The sequence below is a fragment of the Rathayibacter sp. VKM Ac-2805 genome (assembly GCF_009834265.1).
Lineage (GTDB): Bacteria > Actinomycetota > Actinomycetes > Actinomycetales > Microbacteriaceae > Rathayibacter.
The window spans coordinates 2,984,880-3,001,969 of the sequence record NZ_CP047185.1 but is presented as its reverse complement, the minus strand read 5'-3'; the positions used below and the strand labels follow the sequence as shown (position 1 = coordinate 3,001,969).

The window sequence follows — 17,090 nt, the reverse complement described above, 5'->3', positions numbered from 1 at the left end:
CGACACCCCTCCCTCCCCGCAGCCTCTACCGGAAGGTGCGCCTGACCGCGTTGTTCGCCGGCGTGGGATCGGCGGCGGCGGTCGACACCCTGGCGTCGATCGTCGTGGCGGCCGGCCGGTCGACCAGCGTCACCGAGTAGGTGGTGCTCCGCCCGGCGGAGACGCTCGGCGCGGTCCAGGTGAGGACCGTCGTGCCCGCGGCCGAGCCCTTCGTCTGCACGGCGCCGGGCGCACTCGCCACCGTTCCGCTGACGACGACCCGGGTGGTCGTCGTCGCCGCGTCCCGGGTGCCGGTGTTCCGGACGGTGATCGTGCCCGAGAGGGGAGCCGTCGCCGCCAGTCCCGGCGCCGGCGCCAGCGTCAGTGTGAGGTCGGCGCGGGTGGAGGACCTCACCTGCAGCGACTGCGTCACCGAGGTCGCGGCGAGCCACGCCGAGTCGCCCGCCTGCGTGGCCCGGACGGTGCAGCTCGCCGCGCCCGTCAGCCGCACCGTCGCCGTGCCCGCGCCGGTCGCGGTCAGCGTGCAGCTGCCGCTCGCGTACAGCTTCACGGGCAGACCGGAGGAGGCGGTGGCCGCGACCGGGTAGGCGATCCCCTTCTCGGGCGAGGACGGCATCGCGGTCGAGAAGGCGACCTTCTGCGCCTTCTTCTTCTGGGGGACGACCGCGGCGACCGCGATCGACTGGGTCGCCCGGGGAGCCGCGTCGTGGGAGGCGTCGCCGGCCTGATCCGCGGTGACCGTGCAGGTGCCGGATCCGCTGAAGGTCACGACGCCGCTCGCGAGCGAGCACGCGCCCGTGGCGCCGATCGTGACCGGCAGGTCGGAGGAGCCGCCCGCCGCGGTCGGCGTGTAGCGGCCGCCCGCGGTCGCCGTGCTCGGAGCCGCGGAGGTGAAGGCGACCGTCTGCAGCGCCCTGCCGATCGGGAACGTCCGGACGACCTGCTCCGCGGGCGCGTGAGCGTCGTCGCCGGCCTGGTCCAGCGTCAGCGTGCAGGTGCCGACGGAGTCGTAGGACACCACTCCCGCGGCCGCCGAGCATGCTCCGGAGGCGGTCAGCACCGGACGCGCCGTGGACGGTCCGGCGATGATCCGCGGGGTGGTCGTCCCGCCGACCGTCGCGCCGGTCGGCGCGCTGCCGCCGAAGGAGACGGTGCCCGCGAGCAGTCCGACCGCGATCACCTGCGAGGCCCGCTCCGCCGCGTCGTACCGGGTGTCGCCCGTCTGGTCGGCGGTCACCGTGCAGGTGCCCGATCCGGTGAAGGAGACGACCCCGTTGGTGAGCGTGCAGGACCCGGAGGCGCCGAGCACCACGGGCCGCCCCGAGGCCCCGCCGGTCGCGGTCGGGCGGTAGGTGCCGCCCGCGAGCGCCGAGTCCGGCGCCTGCGAGGTGAAGGCCACGGTCTGCGCGATCCGGGTGATCTCGAATCTGCGCACCGCCGTCGGCGCTGCGCTGTGGCGGGAGTCGCCCGCCTGGTCCAGGGTCAGCGTGCAGGTGCCCGCGGAGTCGTAGGAGACCAGTCGGAAGGGCCCGACGGAGCAGGCGCCGGAGGCCGTCAGCACCGGGGGAGCACTGGAGGGGCCGGCGACGACCGCGGCCGTCGAGGAGCCCCCGACCCGGGCCTCGGCCGGAGCATCGCCGCCGAACGCGACGGTGCCCGCGAGCTGCGTGACCGCGACGGTCTGCGAGGCCTGCGCCGCCGCGGCGTAGCGCCCGTCGCCCGCCTGGTCCGCCGTGACGGTGCAGGTGCCGCTGCCGGCGAAGGTGACGACGCCGTCCGCGAGCGTGCAGGCGCCGGTCGCTCCGATCGTCACGGGGAGCCCGGACGCGCCGCCCGTCGCGGTCGGAGTGAGCGTGTCGCCGGCCGCGGCCGTCGACGGCGCGGTCGAGGTGAAGGCGACGGTCTGCGCGATCGCGGTGACCTCGAAGGTCTGGACCGCCCGCGCGGTGCCGTAGGTGGCGTCGCGGTAGTGGATCGCCGTCAGCGTGCAGGTGCCCGCGGAGTCGAACCGGACGGCGCCGTTCTCGCCGTCGGAGCAGGCGCCCGAGACGCTGAGCACCGAGGGGCCGGAGGACGGTCCGCGCGTGAAGGCGGGAGTGAAGGATCCGCCGACCTCCGCGTCGGTCGGGACGGCGGTCGTGAACGCCACGGAGCCGGGCGCGTAGCCGACCTCCACCTCCTGCACGGCGGGCCGGGCGCTGTCGTACTGCCGGTTGCCGTTCTGGTAGGCGAAGACGCCGCAGACGCCCTTCGTGGTGAAGGTGACCACGCCGTCCTTCGCCGAGCACGACGCGGTGGTGAGGAGGAACGGAGCGATGCCCGAGGCGCCGCCCTCGATCACGGGGCGGTACGTGTCCCCGAGGACGGCGCCGACCGGAGGCGCGCTCGTGATCCGGACCGTCTGCGGGAGGAAGTAGATCGAGTACTCCTGCTCGGCGTGCCGCGCGGGCCAGTAGCCGTCTCCGGGCTGGTCGAGGGACAGCACGCAGAGCCCGGCCCCGTCGTTCCGCACAGTCACGCCGTCCGGGAGGATCGAGCAGTCTCGGCTCGCGGAGAGCACGGGCACGCCCTTCGACGGGCCGGGCACGATCGTCGGCCGGTACGTCTCGAGCGACATCGCGTGCGGGGGCGCGGTGCTCCCGAAGGAGAGGTTCCCCTCGGGAGTCCCGACCGTGATGACCTGCCGGACCTGCGGAGCGGCGTCGTGCCGATCGTCCGCGGCCTGGTCGATCGTCACCGTGCAGGTGCCGTCGCCGAAGAACGTCACCACGTCGTCCGCGATGGTGCAGTTGCCGTTCTCGATCACCGCGATCACGAGCGGGTTGCCCGAGCCGCCGCCGGTCGCCTCGACCGTGTACCGGTCGTCGGTGAACACCCGGTCGGGCGGAGTCGAGGTGACGACGACGGTCTGGGGGATCCGCGAGATCGGGACGAAGCGCACCAGGCCGACGGCGGCCGCGTACACCTCGTCGCCCGGCTGGTCGAACTGCACGCCGCAGGTCGAGGGCTCGGTGTAGGTCAGGATCTGCGCACCCGTCGCGTCGGGGGCGACGGTGCAGCCGAAGAAGGTCCTGACGAGCACCGGCAGTCCCGAGCTCGAGGTCGCCGTGGCGACGCCGGTCGACTCCAGGACGCCGGTCTTCGGCACCGCGACCGTCAGCGTCTGCGACGCCTTCGCGACCTCGAGATCGAAGGAGGCGCGCCCCGCGGTGTAGTGGTCGTCGCCGGCCTGATCCGCGGTCACGGTGCAGGTGCCGCTCCGGGTGAAGGTCACGACGCCGTCGGCGATCGCGCAGGATCCGGTCGCTCCGATCGAGACGGGGCTCCCGGAGCCGCCGCCGGTGGCCGTCGGAGTGAAGGTGCCCAGCGCCGTCGGCGCGGTCGGCCGCGAGGAGGTGAAGGCGACCGTCTGCGAGAACTTCCGGACCGTGATCCGGAACGAGGACGTGCCGGTGTTGCCGGCCTCGTCGTCCGCGGTGCAGTCGACCGTCGTGTCCCCGATCGGGAAGACGCTCCCCGAGGCGGGCGTGCAGGTCGAGCCCACGGCTCCGTCGACCGCGTCCTGCGCGGAGGACGCGAAGGTGACGACGGCGCCGGAGACGTCGGCCGGCTCGGCCGTGACGGCGGCGGGCACGGTCACGACGGGGGCCGAGCGGTCGGCCAGCGCGAAGGTGCCGGGGATCGACCGGAGGGTGTAGTTCGGCCCGGCGTCGCCTCCGTCGCACCGCGTGACGTAGTCGCCGACGGGCGTGCGCGCTCCGATCGTGACCTTCCCGGTGCCGTCCGCCGTGTAGTAGGCGCCGGTCGGCTCGGTGACGAACCGGTCGGTTCCTGCGAAGCCGTCGGCCGTGCAGGTGACCGTCGGGGCGGTCGCGGTGCCGTGCGCCTGCGTCCCGGGGCTCGACGCGGTCACCAAGAGGGGCGCCGGCGAGATCGTGAGCGCGCCGTCGATGGTGATCAGCTGTCCCGAGGGGTTCGTCAGGCCGGAGCAGCGCGTGGGGTAGCGGCCGACGGGGGTCGTCGCGGAGAGCGCCAGCGGCGTCGTGAATCCGGTGTCGGACGCCGCGAAGGCGCCGCAGGAGACGGTCCCCGAGGGGGAGCCGGTCACGGAGGCGGTGATCGCGGGGGGAGTGGATCCGTAGGTCGACGAGGGCGAGGAGGCGGTCACCATCGGGACGGCCGCGACGATGCGCAGCGCGCCGTCCTTGTACCCCGCGATCGTGTAGTCGCTGCTGACCTTCGCGCCGCTGCACCGCGTGGTGAAGGTGGTGAAGGTGGAGGTGGGCCAGTTAGGGATCAGGCGGTAGATGACGTCGTCCGCCGTGACGATCGGCCGGTAGACGCCGGCCGTGAGCGGGGCGCCGAAGGTGTCGGAGCCGACGAAGGCGGCCGTGCAGCGCAGGTCGGGGGCCGGCGCGCCTCGCGGGTAGTCGACCGTCGGAGCGGTGACCGTGAGCGCCTTCGGCTTCGCCGTGAAGCTCTGCAGGGGCTCGCCCGCCCAGCCCAGAGGAGCGAGCGCGTCGAGCCTCGCCGCGAGCGTGCAGACGCCGGCGTGGAGCACGGTCACCCTCATGCCGCTGACGGAGCAGGTCTCGGCGGTCCTGCTGCTCAGGACGATCGAGCGGCCGGGCACGTCGACGGCCTGCGCGTAGGGGCTCGCGTCGAAGGAGTCGCCGTAGGCCTTCTGCGGGAGCGTCGACAGGTCGAAGCGCACGCCGCCCACCGCCACGGTGGCCGGCTCGCTGCGGACGCTGCCGCCGCAGGTGGTCAGGGTCGCCCGGTAGCGGTAGGAGCCGGTGGGATCGGGGCCGGCCTCGAGGAACGCGGTCCCGTCCTCCCGGGCGCCCGCCCGGCCGAGCGCAGGCTTCCACGTGGCGCCGCCGTCCGTGGACCTCTCCCAGGACACGGCGGGGATGCCGCCGTAGACGGCGGAGACGCTCACGCCCATCGTCAGCGTGTAGATCTGGTTGGTGACGCCCGCGATGTCCGAGGGCTGCCGGGTGATGACGGGTGCCGCGGCGCACGCGCGCACCTCGTGGCGCAGAGCGGGGAGCGCCGACCAGCTCCCGCGTCCCGCCTCGGCGGGGGTGATGGTGTCGGGGTAGTGCGCGCGGATCTCGTTCCAGCCCTGCGGGATGTCCCTCGTGGTCAGCACGCCGACGCCGTCCGCGTCGAGGGTCACCCTGCTGGTGCCCGCGCCGGTGAGGATCTCGACGGTGCCGCCGGCGGCCACCGGCCGGCCCAGGCTCGGGATGGTCACCCTCGCGGTGACGGTGACCTCCTGCCCGAGCATCGAGAAGTCGGGGGTGCGCGTCACGGTCACGGCGGTGTCGTACACCGGAGCGACAACGGGGTCGGCCGCCGTCGGGCCGGCCGTCTGCGAGATCCTCGTCGCGCTCGGGTGCACGTAGCTCGAGCCGCCGCCGCCGGCGCCGGGGTCGTTCATGACGCCGAGGGTGTCGTTCATGCTGCCGAACACGTAGGGCGATCCGCCGCCGCCGCCGTACCACCAGCCTGCCCCGCCGCCGCCGCCGCTGTGGCCGGGGAACGAGCAGTTGCCTCCGCCGCCGCGGGAGGCGCCGGCGTCGGCGCCCTTGCCGTCGTTGAGGAACACGCCCCACTGGCCGTTGTTGCCGTCGGCGCACTCGCCGAAGGTGCTGTAGCCGCGGGCGCCGGGCGAGCCGCCCGAGCTCTGCCCGGCCGCGCCGCCGCCGCCGCCGTCGGCCGCGTTGTTCCTGCCGCCGTTCCGCCGCCCCTCGCGCCGCTGCCGGCGTCGGCGTCGCCGCCGACCGAGGACCGCCCGCCGCCGCCTCCGCCGCCCGCCGCCACGGCGAGGGCGTGCTGACAGCCGTCCGAGCCGGCCGTGCTGAGGTACTGGGCGTCGCCGCCCGCGCCGCCGGAGTCGCCCCCGTAGACGCCGCCGTTCACGTAGCGCGTGGCGCCTGCCGCTCCGGCCGGGGCGCCGGCGAGGCGCCCGATCTCCAGCACCTGCCCGGGCGTGACGGGCACCTCGACGACGAGGCTGGAGCCGCGTCCGCCGGCGTTGCCCGTCCCGAGGCCGCTCGCACCCTTCCCACCGTTCTGTCCGCTGAGGACGGCGCGGACCGTCGAGACCCCGGTCGCGGGAACGGTGTACTGCGACACCGTCGAGACCTTCGGGGAGGTGAAGCACGCGGTGCTGAAGACCGGCGCCGCCGACGCCGTCGGCGCGGCCACGACGCTGAGTCCTGCGCCCGCTACGAGCACGGCCGCGGCGACGAGGGAACGGAGGAAGGACTGGCGCATGTGCTGCTACTCCCGGCTGCTGCCGGGAGCGGGCGCCCGCGGTCGGCTCAGAGTAGGGCGGTCGTCGACCCGCGAGGAAGGCGGAAGGTACACGAACGCCCTGCTCGGGGGGTACGGGAGGCCGCTTTTGCCGGAACCTCCCAGGAAGTCCCCGTGCACGTCCGGGCAGCGTCCCCACCCTGTCGGGGCAGTGTCCCCACCCTGTCGGGGGAGTGTCCCCACCCTGTCGGGGTAGCGCCCCCGCCCTATTGCGGCCGCCGCCCGGGTCGCGTAGCCTAGCGAGGTTGCGTGCATCTGCACGCGCTTGCGTGCTGCCCACCGGGCAGGAGCTCCGGCTCCGGCCGGACAGGCGGGCGGTGCGCCGACAAGTGACCTTGGGTGGGTCGGGCGGGGCTTCGTGCCGCGCGTGATCCACGGTAACCACACATGGAGGAAACCATGGCAGCAGTCTGCCAGGTGACCGGAGCCGTCCCCGGCTTCGGGCACGCCATCTCGCACTCGCACCGGCGCACCAAGCGCCGCTTCGACCCGAACGTGCAGAAGAAGACGTACTACGTGCCGTCGCTTCGCCGTAACGTCACCCTGACCCTCTCGGCCAAGGGCATCAAGGTCATCGACGCCCGTGGCATCGAGTCCGTCGTCAAGGATGTTCTCGCTCGCGGGGTGAAGATCTAATGGCCAAGCAGCAGGACGTCCGTCCGATCATCAAGCTCCGTTCGACGGCCGGCACCGGTTACACCTACGTGACCAAGAAGAACCGCCGCAACGACCCCGACCGTCTCGTGCTCAAGAAGTACGACCCCGTAGTGCGCAAGCACGTCGACTTCCGCGAGGAGCGCTAAGTATGGCCAAGAAGAGCAAGATCGCCCGCAACGAGCAGCGCAAGGTGATCGTCGACCGCTACGCCGCCAAGCGCCTCGAGCTGAAGAAGGCTCTGGTCGACCCGGCCGGGACCGACGAGACCCGTGAGGCCGCCCGCGTCGGCCTCCAGAAGCTCCCCCGCAACGCCTCGCCCGTCCGCGTCCGCTCGCGCGACGCCGTCGACGGCCGCCCCCGCGGCAACCTCACGAAGTTCGGCATCTCGCGTGTCCGCTTCCGTGACATGGCGCACCGCGGCGAGCTGCCCGGTATCACCAAGTCCAGCTGGTGACCGAGCGCCGCTAGCGGCGTGAACGACCGAAGGCCCGTGATCCATCGGATCGCGGGCCTTCGTCGTCCCGCCGGCGGACGTAAAATGTGCGGATGACCGACTCCAGCCTGCCCACCGTCGCCGAGATCGCGGCGCTCATCGACCACGCGATCCTGAAGCCCGAGCTCACCCGCGCCGAGGTCGACGCCCAGCTCGACGAGGCGCGCGCGTCCGGCGTGTTCAGCGTCTGCGTCCGCCCCTCCGACATCGCCCACTCGGTCGCTCGGCTCGAGGGCTCCGGCGTCCTGGTCGGCACGGTCATCGGCTTCCCCCATGGCACCACCTCGACCGCGGCGAAGGTCGCGGAGTCGCGTCAGGCGCTCGCCGACGGCGCGTCCGAGCTCGACATGGTCGTCAACATCGGCCGCCTCCGGAGCGGCCTGCTCCAGGACGTCGAGGACGACGTCCGCGCCGTGGTCGAGGCCGCCGAGGGCCACGTCGTCAAGGTCATCCTCGAGACGAGCCTCCTCGACGACGAGCAGGTCGTCGAGGGCAGCCGGGCCGCCGAGCGCGCCGGCGCGGACTTCGTGAAGACCGCCACCGGCTTCGCGGGCGGAGGCGCGAACGAGCACGACCTCCGCCTCATGCGCGGCGCCGTCTCGGAGGCCGTCCAGGTGAAGGCGTCCGGCGGCGTCCGCGACCTCGACACGCTCCTCGCCTACCGCGGCCTCGGCGTCACCCGCTTCGGCACCAGCGGCTCCGCGACCATCCTCGGCGACCTCGCCGCGCGGCACTCGGGCGACTCCTCCGCGGCACGTGTCGACTCCGCCTCCTACTGACGGAGCGGCCGACGAGGGCCGCACCGCACCCGCCGACCGGATGACGCCCGTGCGCCTGCGCCCGGGCCGCGCCGGCCGGTGGGCGGAGCGGACCCGCCGCCCCCTCGACGAGATCGCCCGCGCCCTCAAGGAGCGCGTCTACGCGACCTTCACGGGCCTGGCCGTGGTGATGATCTACCTCGTCGGCGACCACCCCGACGCGGTCCACGCCCTCCAGAGCCTCGTGATCTCGATCGTCGGGATCTCGGCCGCGGGCTTCGTCGCCGAGGTGATCGCGCACCAGGTCGTGCACGCGGCGACGCCCTCGCGAGCGGAGTCGGGCACGATGCTGCGGATCGCGGGCGGGGCGCTCGCCTCGGCGTCGCTGCCGGTCCTCGCGCTCGGTGCCGCGGCGCTGGGCTGGATCGATGCGACGGTCGCGCTGCGGATCGGCGCGGGCGTCTACGTCGCCACGCTCGCGGGGATCGCCCTCATCGCCGTCGTGCGCGCGGGCCTCTCCTGGAAGGAGAGCCTCGTCTCGCTGCTCGGGATCGTGGGCCTCGGCGTGCTGGTCGTCGGCGTGCTCGCGCTCGCGCACTGATCCGGAGGCGCCGCCGCGCGTAGGCTCGGACGGATGACGTCACGCACCAGGGTCGAGCTCGGCCGCCGCGAGGACCTCGGCGCCGACTGCGCGAACTGCTTCGGCCTGTGCTGCGTGGCCCTCGCCTTCGCCCGCTCCGCCGACTTCCCGTTCGACAAGCACGCCGGGGACCCGTGCGTCAACCTCGACGGCGAGGACGCGTGCACGATCCACCGCCGGCTCCGGCCGCAGGGCTTCGTCGGCTGCACCGTCTTCGACTGCTTCGGCGCCGGCCAGAAGGTCTCGCAGCACACGTTCGGCGGCGTCTCCTGGCGGTCCGACCCTGCCGTGCGCGAGCGGATGTTCGCGGTGTTCCCGCTGATGCGCCGCCTGCACGAGCTGCTCTGGTACCTCGACTCCGCTCTGGCGCTGCCCGGCGTCGGCGCGCCGCTCCTCGATGAGCTGCGCGAGCGGTTCGACGCGGTGCACGCGCACACCCTCGGCGAGCCGGAGCAGGTGGTCGCGGTCGACGTCGACGCGGAGTACGGAGCGTCCCGGCCGCTCCTGATCGCGGCGAGCGCAGCCGCTCGCGCAGGAGCGGCGCCGGCTGCCCGCCGGTCGAGGGGCCGTCGGCTCGCTCCGGGTGCCGATCTGGCGGGTGCATCGCTCCGGAACGCGGACCTGCGGGGGGCGGATCTGCGGGGCGCGCTCCTCCTCGCCGCGGATCTGCGGGGTGCGGATCTGCAGCGGTGCGACCTGCTCGGGGTGGACCTTCGTGATGCGGACGTGTCCGGTGCGCGGCTCGCCGAGGCGGTCTACCTCACCCAGGCGCAGGTGAACAGCGCCCGAGGGGATGCGGCGACCACGCTGCCGTCGCATTTCGAGCGCCCGTCGCACTGGGGCGGCTAGGCCGCCAGGTCAGAGGCTGCGGGGGCCGCCCAGCGACTCGTCGCCGCCCTCGTCGTCGAAGCCGAGGGCCTCGACGACCTCGCGGCCGAGGAGGTGCGCGCCGCTCCAGCCCTCGATGACGCACCGGGGGAACGCCTCGCGGTCCGGGGAGCCGAGCCATACGGCGGCGGCCTCGCGGGCCCACGCCTCGGAGGCGTACACGCCGATGATCTCTGTGCGGTCGTCCCACGGCGTCGCGGTCGAGAGCACGAAGTGGTCACCGTTCACGATCGGATCTCCTCCGGCTCTCGGGGTTCAGCGACCCCGTGGGAGTGCGGGACCGGACCGGACGCTACCCGTGGTCGGGGGAGCGCGTCTCCGGGGTCGACACGAGCGCGGATGAAGGCTACGGGAACGTCGAGCGCGGCGCGATCACCCGATGGTCCCACGCAGGCGGGCGTTCAGCCCACCCAGAGCCGTCGCGATCTCGTTCTCGTCGCTTCCGGGGAGGAGGGCTCCGCCCTGCTCGAGGCCGTGGCGCAGGGCCTCGACCTCCTCAGGGGGGAGGCCGCCGCTGTCGAGGAGGGCCTGGAGGGCGGCGAGGATGCCGACGAGGGCGACGGCGTCGTCCAGGTCGAGGGGGCGGACGCAGGACTTCTCCATGTCATCGCTCCTGTTCGGGTCAGGGTTCGGGGGCGGGGGCCCCGCGTCGGGGTGCGGGGCCGGGTTCCCGGTCGGGGAGGGGCGCGGGGGACGCCCCGGGGGTCGGCGCAGGGTCGCCGACACGCCGACGCCCCGGTGCCGTTCGGCCCGGGGCGTCGGTGCGGGGGGAACGGGTCAGACGACGCGCGGGTCGGACTCCTGGGTGTCGTCCTCGGGGATGTGGACGTCCTGGACGGTCACGTTGATCTCGGCGACCTCCATGCCGGCGATGTGCTGGATGGCGTCGGCGACGGCGGAGCGCACGTCCTCGGCGACCTTCTGCAGCGGCGCGGGGTACTCGGCGACGATGGTGATGTCGGCGGCGACCTGGCGCTCGCCGACCTCGACCTTGACGCCCTGGCCGCGGTCGTCGTTGCCGATCGCGTTGCGGATGGCGCCGATCGCTCGGGCCGCTCCTCCGCCGAGGGCGTGGACGCCCGGGACCTCGCGCGCGGCGATGCCGGCGACCTTGGCGATGACGCCGTCCTCGATCACGGTGCGTCCGGATCCGGTGCTGGTCTGACGGGTGGTGGTCGCGGTGGTCTCGGCCATGGTCTCCTCTTTCGCTCGGGGCCCGATCGCTCGATCAGGCGGGGTATGCAGGTAGGACGCTCCGTCGACGCCGAACGTCACGGTCGGATCCGGCCCGCCCAGGCAACTGCCAGAGAGGCGGGCCGGGCCGGTCCTCTCAGGAACGCGGTCGACGCTCGTCGATTCGCCCTCGGCCCGGTGCTGTGGTGGCATGGAGCCGTGACCGACTCGACCGCCCCGCAGGCGCCCCTCCCCGGTCGGACGGCCGAGCGCATGCGCCCGCGCGCCCTGCTCGTCCTGGCCCTGATCGGCGCGGTCGGCGGGACCCTGTCGGGCGCGTTCGGCGTCGGCGGCGGGATCGTGATGGTGCCGATGCTGATCGCGTGGGCCGGGATGGACCAGCGCCGCGCCTCCGCCACCTCGCTGCTCGCGATCGCTCCGACCTCGGTCGCCGGAGCGTTCGGCTACGCCCTCGCCGGCCAGGTCGCCTGGGTCCCGGCGGCGGTGATCGCGGCTGCGGCGATGCTCGGGGCGGTGGCCGGATCCTGGCTGCTCGCGCGGCTGCCTCTGGGCGTGCTGCGCTGGATGTTCGTGGCGCTGCTCGTGGCCGCGGCGGTGCGGATGGCCGTGTTCGGCTCGAACGACACCGGCGACGTCGCCGAGGGCTGGGGCGTGTGGCCCGGATTCGCGGGGCTCGGCATAGGGATGGGCGTCGCCTCCGGCCTCTTCGGCATCGGCGGCGGAGCGATCGCCGTGCCGGTCCTGGTCGGCGCCTTCGGGCTCGCGGACCTCCTGGCCAAGGGCACCTCGCTCGCCGCGATGATCCCCACGGCGGTCACCGGCTCGATCGCGAACGCCCGGCGCGGCCTGCTCGACGTGCGCGCGGGCCTCGTGGTCGGACTCACCGCCACGGCGTTCTCCTTCGCCGGAGTGGCGCTCTCCTTCCTCCTGCCGGCGCGCGTGTCCGGGATCCTCTTCGCGGTCCTCCTCCTGCTCGCGGCGGTGCAGCTCGCCCTCCGCGGGCGGCGCCGCTGAGCCCTGCACGACGCGGACCCCCGCCGTCAACGCCCTGTCCGATCCGTCGCAGACGCTCGTAGCGTCGTCGCGATCGGGCGCGGGCCCGGAGGGGCGGGAGCACGATGGACCAGCAGCAGCAGCGCGATCAGCAGCACCGGCAGCAGCGGCGAGGGGGCGGCGCGAGCCTGCACCGGGACGTCGCACCCGGGGTGCACCGGCTCGAGCACGCCTGGACGAACCTCTACCTGATCGAGGAGGCGGGCCGGTTGACCGTCGTCGACGCCGGTCTCCCGAGGACGTGGCCGCACCTGGTCCGCGCGCTGGAGGTGCTCGGCCGCTCGCTCGGCGACATCGACGCCCTCGTGCTGACCCACGTGCACTTCGACCACCTCGGCGTCGCCCGCAGCCTCGTCCGCCGGGGCGTCCCCGTCCACCTGCACGCGGCCGACCAGCCGCTCGCCGCGCAGCCCTACTCCTACCGCCGCCAGCGCACGCCGTTCGTGTACCCGCTGCTGCACCCCTCCGCGATCCCGGTGCTCGGAGCGATGGCCCGTGCGGGCGCGCTCGCGGTGCCGCCTGTGCACGGGACCCTGCCGCTGACCGCCGGAGCGGTGCTCGACGTGCCCGGATCGCCCCGCGTGCTCGCGACTCCGGGGCACACCGACGGGCACGTCTCGCTGCACCTGCCCGAGCGCGACGCGGTGATCGGCGGAGACGCGCTGGTCACGCTCGACCCCTACTCCGCGCGCACCGGCCCGCACCTGGTCGCGCGCGCCGCCACCGCCGACACGGCGCAGTCCCTCGACTCGCTGCGGGTCCTCGCCGGGACCGGGGCGCGGACACTCCTGCCCGGCCACGGCGCGCCCTGGCGCCTGGGCGTCGCGGCGGCGGCCGAGCTCGCGGCGCGGACGCCGATCGCCTAGGGCAGGCTCCGCAGGCCGCTCGGACGCCGGTGGCCTGCCTCCCCGGCCGACCCGGTCCCGCAGCCGTGACACCATCGGAGGTGATGTCGATCTCCGGTCCCGCATGAGCGCGGTCAGCTACCAGGCCGCGTCGATCCCCCTCCGCCTGGCCAGCGCCGGCATGGTCGTCGCCCTCCCCGTCCTCGCCGTCGAGCGTCTCGGCGACGTCGCGCTCGGCGGCGCCCTGACCGGAGCGGCGCTCTTCCCCGCCGTGATCGCCGCACCGCTCGTCGGCACGGTGCTCGACCGGGTCCGCCGCCCCCGCCGGCTCCTGGTCGGCGCCGCGCTCACGACCGCCGTCGCCTTCGCGGTCGCCGCCTTCCTCGGCGAGGTGCCGACGCCGCTCATCGTGGTGCTGCTGCTCCTCGCGGGGCTCGCGACGCCCGTCTACATGGGCGGCATGTCGAGCTTCGTCACGAGCGCCATCCCGGAGCCGCGCCGCGCCTACGCGCAGGACTCGCTCTCGTACACGGTCGCCTCGATCAGCGGGCCGGCGATCGTGGGCCTCGCGGTCGGAGTCGGGAGAGCGCGGACCGCGATGCTCGCCATGGCGGTCCTCGCCCTCATCGGCGTCGTCGGATCGCTCGGCCTGGCGATGGAGGCGCGTCCGGCGCCGACCGTCGGCGTGCTGCGGACGATCGTCGCGGGCGTCACCCACCTCGTGCGGCACCGTCCGATCGCGGTGGTCACCTCGGCGGGCACCCTCAGCCAGGTCGCGGGCGGAGCGGCGGGAGTCGCGGCGATCAGCCTCTCGGTGGAGCGGCTGGGCAGCACCGACGCCGCCGCGTGGATCCTGACCGCCTTCGCCGTGGGCGGCCTGCTCGGCGCCCTCGCCGTGGCGGCCCGCCGCTGGACCCGCCGTCCGCCGGCGTGGACCATGGGCGCCGCCTACATCGCGACCGGCGCCGTCCTCCTGGTCGCCGTCCCCGACCTGGGCGTCGTCGTGGCGATCGCCGCCTTCGCGGTCGCGGGCGTCTTCACGGCACCCTCGAACGCGGCGATGCTGCTGCTGCGCGACCAGGAGAGCCCCGCCGCCGTCCGCTCGCAGGTGTTCACGATCGGCGCGGGGCTGCGCTCCGCCGCCGCGGCCGTCGGCGCCGTGCTGGCGGGAGCGGCGTCCGGCCTCGGAGCCTCCTGGCTCGTCGCGGGGATCGCCGTGGTCTGGATCGGCTCCGGCCTGCTGCTGCGCCTGTTCCCCGCGCGCGACCGCGACTGACCCCGGCCGCGCGCGGAGCGCTCGGCCGGACCGGCACCACCGCGCGCGGGGATCGCGATCAGGTCGCGACGCCCGCCAGCGTGCCCGTGCTCGGCCCGTTCGGGTCGGTGATCATGCAGTTGATCGTGCGGTCGCCCGTGCCCCAGCTCTCGGCGGTCGGGTAGTAGTAGCTGAAGTCGTACGCCGAGTCCTGGTAGCCGATCCCGGTGAACGACTCGAAGGCCGTGACGCAGTCGGTCTCGGCCTGCTCCGTCGCGACCGACTCGCCCGGGTACTCGTCGGCGTCGGCCATCGTCAGGTTCTGGAACACCTCGTAGACGTGCGGGTCGGTGCAGGGCACGGTCGGCACGTCGGTGACCTCGGTCGCCTCCTCGCTGAGCTCGCCGTTCAGGCAGTCGCCCACGCGCAGCTGGAAGACGTCGGTCGTCCCGCCCTCGGTGATCTCCCCGGTCTCGTCGTCGCGGGTCTCGCCTCCCATCAGGCCGTTCAGGCCCGAGCAGCCGGTCAGGCCGAGGGCGAGGGCCGCGCCGGCGGCCAGGACGAGGGCGGTTCTGCGGCGGTTCATGACGACTCCCGGGATCTGCTGCACGGAGGTGTTCCTGTGACGGCTCCCAGGCTAGGGGTGCAGGGCATCCGTCCCGAGGGGGATGCACTCGATCCGGATCTCCACTTTCCGGAGTAGCGGACGCTCAGCCCGGTCCGGTCGAATGGGGTCATGGCTCAGAAGACGGTCGCAGACCAGCTCATCGCTCAGCTCATCGACGCCGGCGTCTCCCGCATCTACGGGATCGTCGGCGACTCGCTGAATCCGATCGTCGACGCGGTGCGCCGCAGCGGCGGATCCGAGAAGGGAGGCATCGACTGGATCCACGTGCGCAACGAGGAGGCGGCCGCCTTCGCCGCCGGCGCGGAGGCGCAGCTCACCGGGCGCCTCGCCGTCTGCGCCGGCAGCTGCGGCCCCGGCAACCTGCACCTCATCAACGGCCTCTACGACGCGCACCGCTCCTCCGCCCCGGTGCTCGCCATCGCGAGCCACATCCCCAGCAACGAGATCGGCTCGTCCTACTTCCAGGAGACGCACCCGGACAGGCTCTTCGTCGAGTGCTCGAACTACCGCGAGCTGATCTCGACCGCCGCCCAGGCTCCGCGGGTCGTGAACGCCGCGATGCGCAGCGCGGTGGCGCTCCGCGGAGTCGCCGTGGTCACCCTCCCCGGCGACATCGCCGAGCTGGAGGCGGTCGACGGCTTCCCCGCGTTCGTGCTGCCGTCGACACCCGTCCTGGTCCCCGCCGACGCCGACGTCCGCGCCCTCGCGGCCGCGATCGACCAGGCGCGGACCGTCGCGATCTTCGCGGGCGCCGGAGTGCAGAACGCGCACGACGAGGTCGTCGCCTTCGCCGAGCTGGTGGGCGCGCCCGTCGGGCACAGCCTGCGCGGCAAGGAGTGGATCCAGTACGACAACCCCTACGACGTCGGCATGACGGGCCTCCTCGGCTACGGAGCGGCTCACGCCGGCATGCACGACGCCGACCTGCTCCTCCTCCTCGGCACCGACTTCCCCTACGAGCAGTTCCTCCCCGACGCCTCGAAGGTCGTGATCGCTCAGGTCGACAGCGACGCCTCGAAGCTCGGGCGCCGCGTCAGCGTCGCGCACCCCGTCCACGGCGACGTGGCGGCGACCCTCACCGCGCTGACCCCGCTCGTGCAGCGGAAGGACCACCGCTTCCTCGACAAGACGCTGAAGAAGCACGAGAAGCTGGTCACCGGAGTCGTCGGGAAGTACACCGAGGTCGGCACGCGCAGCCCGATCCACCCCGAGCTCGTCGCGTCCACGCTCGACGGCCTGCTCTCCGAGGACGCGATCGTCACCGCCGACACCGGCATGGGCAACGTCTGGCAGGCCCGCTACATCACCCCCAACGGGAAGCGGCGCCTGCTCGGCTCGTACATGCACGGCTCGATGGCGAACGCGCTGCCGCAGGCGGTCGGCGCGCAGCTCTCGCACCCCGGTCGCCAGGTCGTCTCGCTGAGCGGCGACGGCGGGCTCTCCATGCTGATGGGCGAGCTGGTCACGGTCGCCGCCTACCGGCTGCCCGTGACGATCGTCGTGTTCAACAACTCCACGCTCGGGCTGGTGAAGGTCGAGATGCTGGTCGACGGCTTCCCGGACTTCGCCGTCGACGTGCCGATGGTCGACTACGCGAAGGTGGCGGAGGCGATCGGCATCCGCGGCATCCGCGTCGAGGACCCGCGCGACGTGGAGGAGGCCCTCCGCTCGGCTCTCGCCGACGGCGGCCCGGTCCTCGTCGACGTGGTGACGGATCCGCTCGCCCTCTCGCTCCCGCCCACGATCACGGGCGCGCAGGTGAAGGGCTTCGCGCTGGCGGTCTCGAAGATCGTGATGAACGGAGGAGCGGGCGAGGCCGTCGCGCTGGCCCGCACCAACATCAAGCACGCTCTCCGATGATCGACGCCCGGGCGCTCGCGAGCGGCACCTGGTTCGTCCGGGGCTCCTCGCTGCCGCTCTGGCGCTCGCGGTCGGGGGTGGCGATCACGTACGCGCCGCTCCCGACCGGCGGGATCGGCGACGTCGTCAGCTGGCGCGGCCGCACGCGCTCGCACTACGTGGTCGGGATCGACACCCCCGACCCGCACGATCCGTCCGGCTTCCGCTGGCGCGGCGTCGAGCCGCTGACCCTCCTCGCCCGCAGCCGCTGGTCGTTCGTCGCCGCCGACGAGGAGGCGGGCTGGGCGCTCACCCGCTTCGCCCGGACGCCGTTCACGCCCGCCGGCGTCGACGTGTACGTCCGCGACCCGCACCCGGCCCGCGGCGTCCTCGCGGCGGCGCTCGCCGCCTGCGCCGCCGACCCGCGCACGTCCGCGCTGCGCCCGCGCCTCTTCGAGGTCGCGCCCTGACTCCTGAGCGCGCGCCCTCCCGTGAGGCGTCACGAACGGCCGTCAT

Annotated in this window: 16 protein-coding genes; 11 read left to right on the top strand and 5 right to left on the bottom strand. The window is 74.0% G+C overall.

What is annotated here, in order from left to right; all coding sequences use genetic code 11:
* Positions 1-25: 25 nt before the first annotated feature.
* Positions 26-5,614 (bottom strand): HYR domain-containing protein, encoded by a 5,589-nt coding sequence (locus tag GSU40_RS14095; RefSeq protein WP_160035398.1) that lies wholly within the window; start codon positions 5,612-5,614, stop codon positions 26-28.
* 1,109 nt (positions 5,615-6,723) lie between these two features.
* On the opposite strand from GSU40_RS14095, the gene rpmB reads away from it, so the two are divergent.
* The 6 genes from rpmB to GSU40_RS14065 all read left to right on the top strand — a co-directional run bounded on the left by rpmB (position 6,724) and on the right by GSU40_RS14065 (position 9,721).
* On the top strand, positions 6,724-6,960 hold the full coding sequence (gene rpmB / locus GSU40_RS14090) for a 50S ribosomal protein L28 (protein ID WP_056038148.1): 237 nt from the start codon (positions 6,724-6,726) through the stop codon (positions 6,958-6,960).
* The gene (gene rpmG, locus GSU40_RS14085; RefSeq protein WP_027692168.1) at positions 6,960-7,127 is read left to right on the top strand and encodes a 50S ribosomal protein L33; all 168 of its coding nucleotides are present in this window, start codon (positions 6,960-6,962) and stop codon (positions 7,125-7,127) included. Before rpmB ends, rpmG begins: the two co-directional genes overlap by 1 nt.
* Before the next feature lie 2 nt (positions 7,128-7,129).
* On the top strand, positions 7,130-7,435 hold the full coding sequence (rpsN, locus tag GSU40_RS14080; RefSeq protein ID WP_104225107.1) for a 30S ribosomal protein S14: 306 nt from the start codon (positions 7,130-7,132) through the stop codon (positions 7,433-7,435).
* Between the two features lie 92 nt (positions 7,436-7,527).
* A complete protein-coding gene (gene deoC / locus GSU40_RS14075) occupies positions 7,528-8,253 on the top strand; it encodes a deoxyribose-phosphate aldolase (RefSeq protein WP_181027245.1) in 726 nt (241 codons plus the stop codon).
* Positions 8,231-8,833 carry a hypothetical protein gene (locus GSU40_RS14070; protein WP_160035396.1) on the top strand — a complete coding sequence of 201 codons (603 nt, stop codon included), beginning with the start codon at positions 8,231-8,233 and terminating at the stop codon, positions 8,831-8,833. The genes deoC and GSU40_RS14070 overlap by 23 nt, the downstream gene beginning before the upstream one ends.
* A 33-nt stretch (positions 8,834-8,866) precedes the next feature.
* On the top strand, positions 8,867-9,721 hold the full coding sequence (locus tag GSU40_RS14065) for a pentapeptide repeat-containing protein (RefSeq protein WP_160035394.1): 855 nt from the start codon (positions 8,867-8,869) through the stop codon (positions 9,719-9,721).
* A 9-nt stretch (positions 9,722-9,730) separates the two neighbouring features.
* On the opposite strand, the gene GSU40_RS14060 is transcribed toward GSU40_RS14065, so the two are convergent.
* The 3 genes from GSU40_RS14060 to GSU40_RS14050 all read right to left on the bottom strand — a co-directional run bounded on the left by GSU40_RS14060 (position 9,731) and on the right by GSU40_RS14050 (position 10,954).
* Complete coding sequence (locus GSU40_RS14060; RefSeq protein WP_160035392.1) at positions 9,731-9,988, bottom strand: hypothetical protein; 258 nt, start codon at positions 9,986-9,988, stop codon at positions 9,731-9,733.
* A 144-nt stretch (positions 9,989-10,132) separates the two neighbouring features.
* Positions 10,133-10,363: a hypothetical protein gene (locus GSU40_RS14055; protein WP_104225103.1), complete on the bottom strand. Its 231-nt coding sequence runs from the start codon at positions 10,361-10,363 to the stop codon at positions 10,133-10,135.
* Positions 10,364-10,537: 174 nt separating this feature from the next.
* Positions 10,538-10,954 carry an Asp23/Gls24 family envelope stress response protein gene (locus GSU40_RS14050; protein WP_104283097.1) on the bottom strand — a complete coding sequence of 139 codons (417 nt, stop codon included), beginning with the start codon at positions 10,952-10,954 and terminating at the stop codon, positions 10,538-10,540.
* Positions 10,955-11,152: 198 nt separating this feature from the next.
* Between GSU40_RS14050 and GSU40_RS14045 the strand changes: the two genes are divergently transcribed.
* From GSU40_RS14045 to GSU40_RS14035, 3 genes are all read left to right on the top strand, one after another.
* Positions 11,153-11,968: a sulfite exporter TauE/SafE family protein gene (locus tag GSU40_RS14045; RefSeq protein WP_160035390.1), complete on the top strand. Its 816-nt coding sequence runs from the start codon at positions 11,153-11,155 to the stop codon at positions 11,966-11,968.
* 104 nt (positions 11,969-12,072) lie between these two features.
* Complete coding sequence (locus GSU40_RS14040; protein ID WP_160035388.1) at positions 12,073-12,873, top strand: MBL fold metallo-hydrolase; 801 nt, start codon at positions 12,073-12,075, stop codon at positions 12,871-12,873.
* A 103-nt stretch (positions 12,874-12,976) separates the two neighbouring features.
* Positions 12,977-14,128 (top strand): MFS transporter, encoded by a 1,152-nt coding sequence (locus GSU40_RS14035; RefSeq protein ID WP_160035386.1) that lies wholly within the window; start codon positions 12,977-12,979, stop codon positions 14,126-14,128.
* Positions 14,129-14,186: 58 nt separating this feature from the next.
* Here the strand turns inward: GSU40_RS14035 and GSU40_RS14030 are convergent, their stop codons facing one another.
* Entirely contained in the window at positions 14,187-14,717 is a 531-nt protein-coding gene (locus GSU40_RS14030) for a septum formation family protein (protein WP_160035384.1), read from the bottom strand.
* A gap of 126 nt (positions 14,718-14,843) precedes the next feature.
* Here GSU40_RS14030 and GSU40_RS14025 point away from each other — a divergent pair, with 126 nt between their 5' ends.
* Complete coding sequence (locus tag GSU40_RS14025; protein WP_104226089.1) at positions 14,844-16,595, top strand: pyruvate dehydrogenase; 1,752 nt, start codon at positions 14,844-14,846, stop codon at positions 16,593-16,595.
* Positions 16,592-17,044 carry a hypothetical protein gene (locus GSU40_RS14020; RefSeq protein ID WP_104262788.1) on the top strand — a complete coding sequence of 151 codons (453 nt, stop codon included), beginning with the start codon at positions 16,592-16,594 and terminating at the stop codon, positions 17,042-17,044. Before GSU40_RS14025 ends, GSU40_RS14020 begins: the two co-directional genes overlap by 4 nt.
* Positions 17,045-17,090: the final 46 nt, after the last annotated feature.

Bases quoted from the DNA above. Each gene is read 5' to 3' on its own strand.
- GSU40_RS14020 (WP_104262788.1), top strand. From the start codon at position 16,592: ATGATCGACGCCCGGGCGCTCGCGAGCGGCACCTGGTTCGTCCGGGGC.
- GSU40_RS14025 (WP_104226089.1), top strand. From the start codon at position 14,844: ATGGCTCAGAAGACGGTCGCAGACCAGCTCATCGCTCAGCTCATCGAC.
- GSU40_RS14065 (WP_160035394.1), top strand. From the start codon at position 8,867: ATGACGTCACGCACCAGGGTCGAGCTCGGCCGCCGCGAGGACCTCGGC.
- rpsN (WP_104225107.1), top strand. From the start codon at position 7,130: ATGGCCAAGAAGAGCAAGATCGCCCGCAACGAGCAGCGCAAGGTGATC.
- rpmB (WP_056038148.1), top strand. From the start codon at position 6,724: ATGGCAGCAGTCTGCCAGGTGACCGGAGCCGTCCCCGGCTTCGGGCAC.
- deoC (WP_181027245.1), top strand. From the start codon at position 7,528: ATGACCGACTCCAGCCTGCCCACCGTCGCCGAGATCGCGGCGCTCATC.
- GSU40_RS14050 (WP_104283097.1), bottom strand. From the start codon at position 10,954: ATGGCCGAGACCACCGCGACCACCACCCGTCAGACCAGCACCGGATCC.
- rpmG (WP_027692168.1), top strand. From the start codon at position 6,960: ATGGCCAAGCAGCAGGACGTCCGTCCGATCATCAAGCTCCGTTCGACG.
- GSU40_RS14035 (WP_160035386.1), top strand. From the start codon at position 12,977: ATGAGCGCGGTCAGCTACCAGGCCGCGTCGATCCCCCTCCGCCTGGCC.
- GSU40_RS14055 (WP_104225103.1), bottom strand. From the start codon at position 10,363: ATGGAGAAGTCCTGCGTCCGCCCCCTCGACCTGGACGACGCCGTCGCC.
- GSU40_RS14040 (WP_160035388.1), top strand. From the start codon at position 12,073: ATGGACCAGCAGCAGCAGCGCGATCAGCAGCACCGGCAGCAGCGGCGA.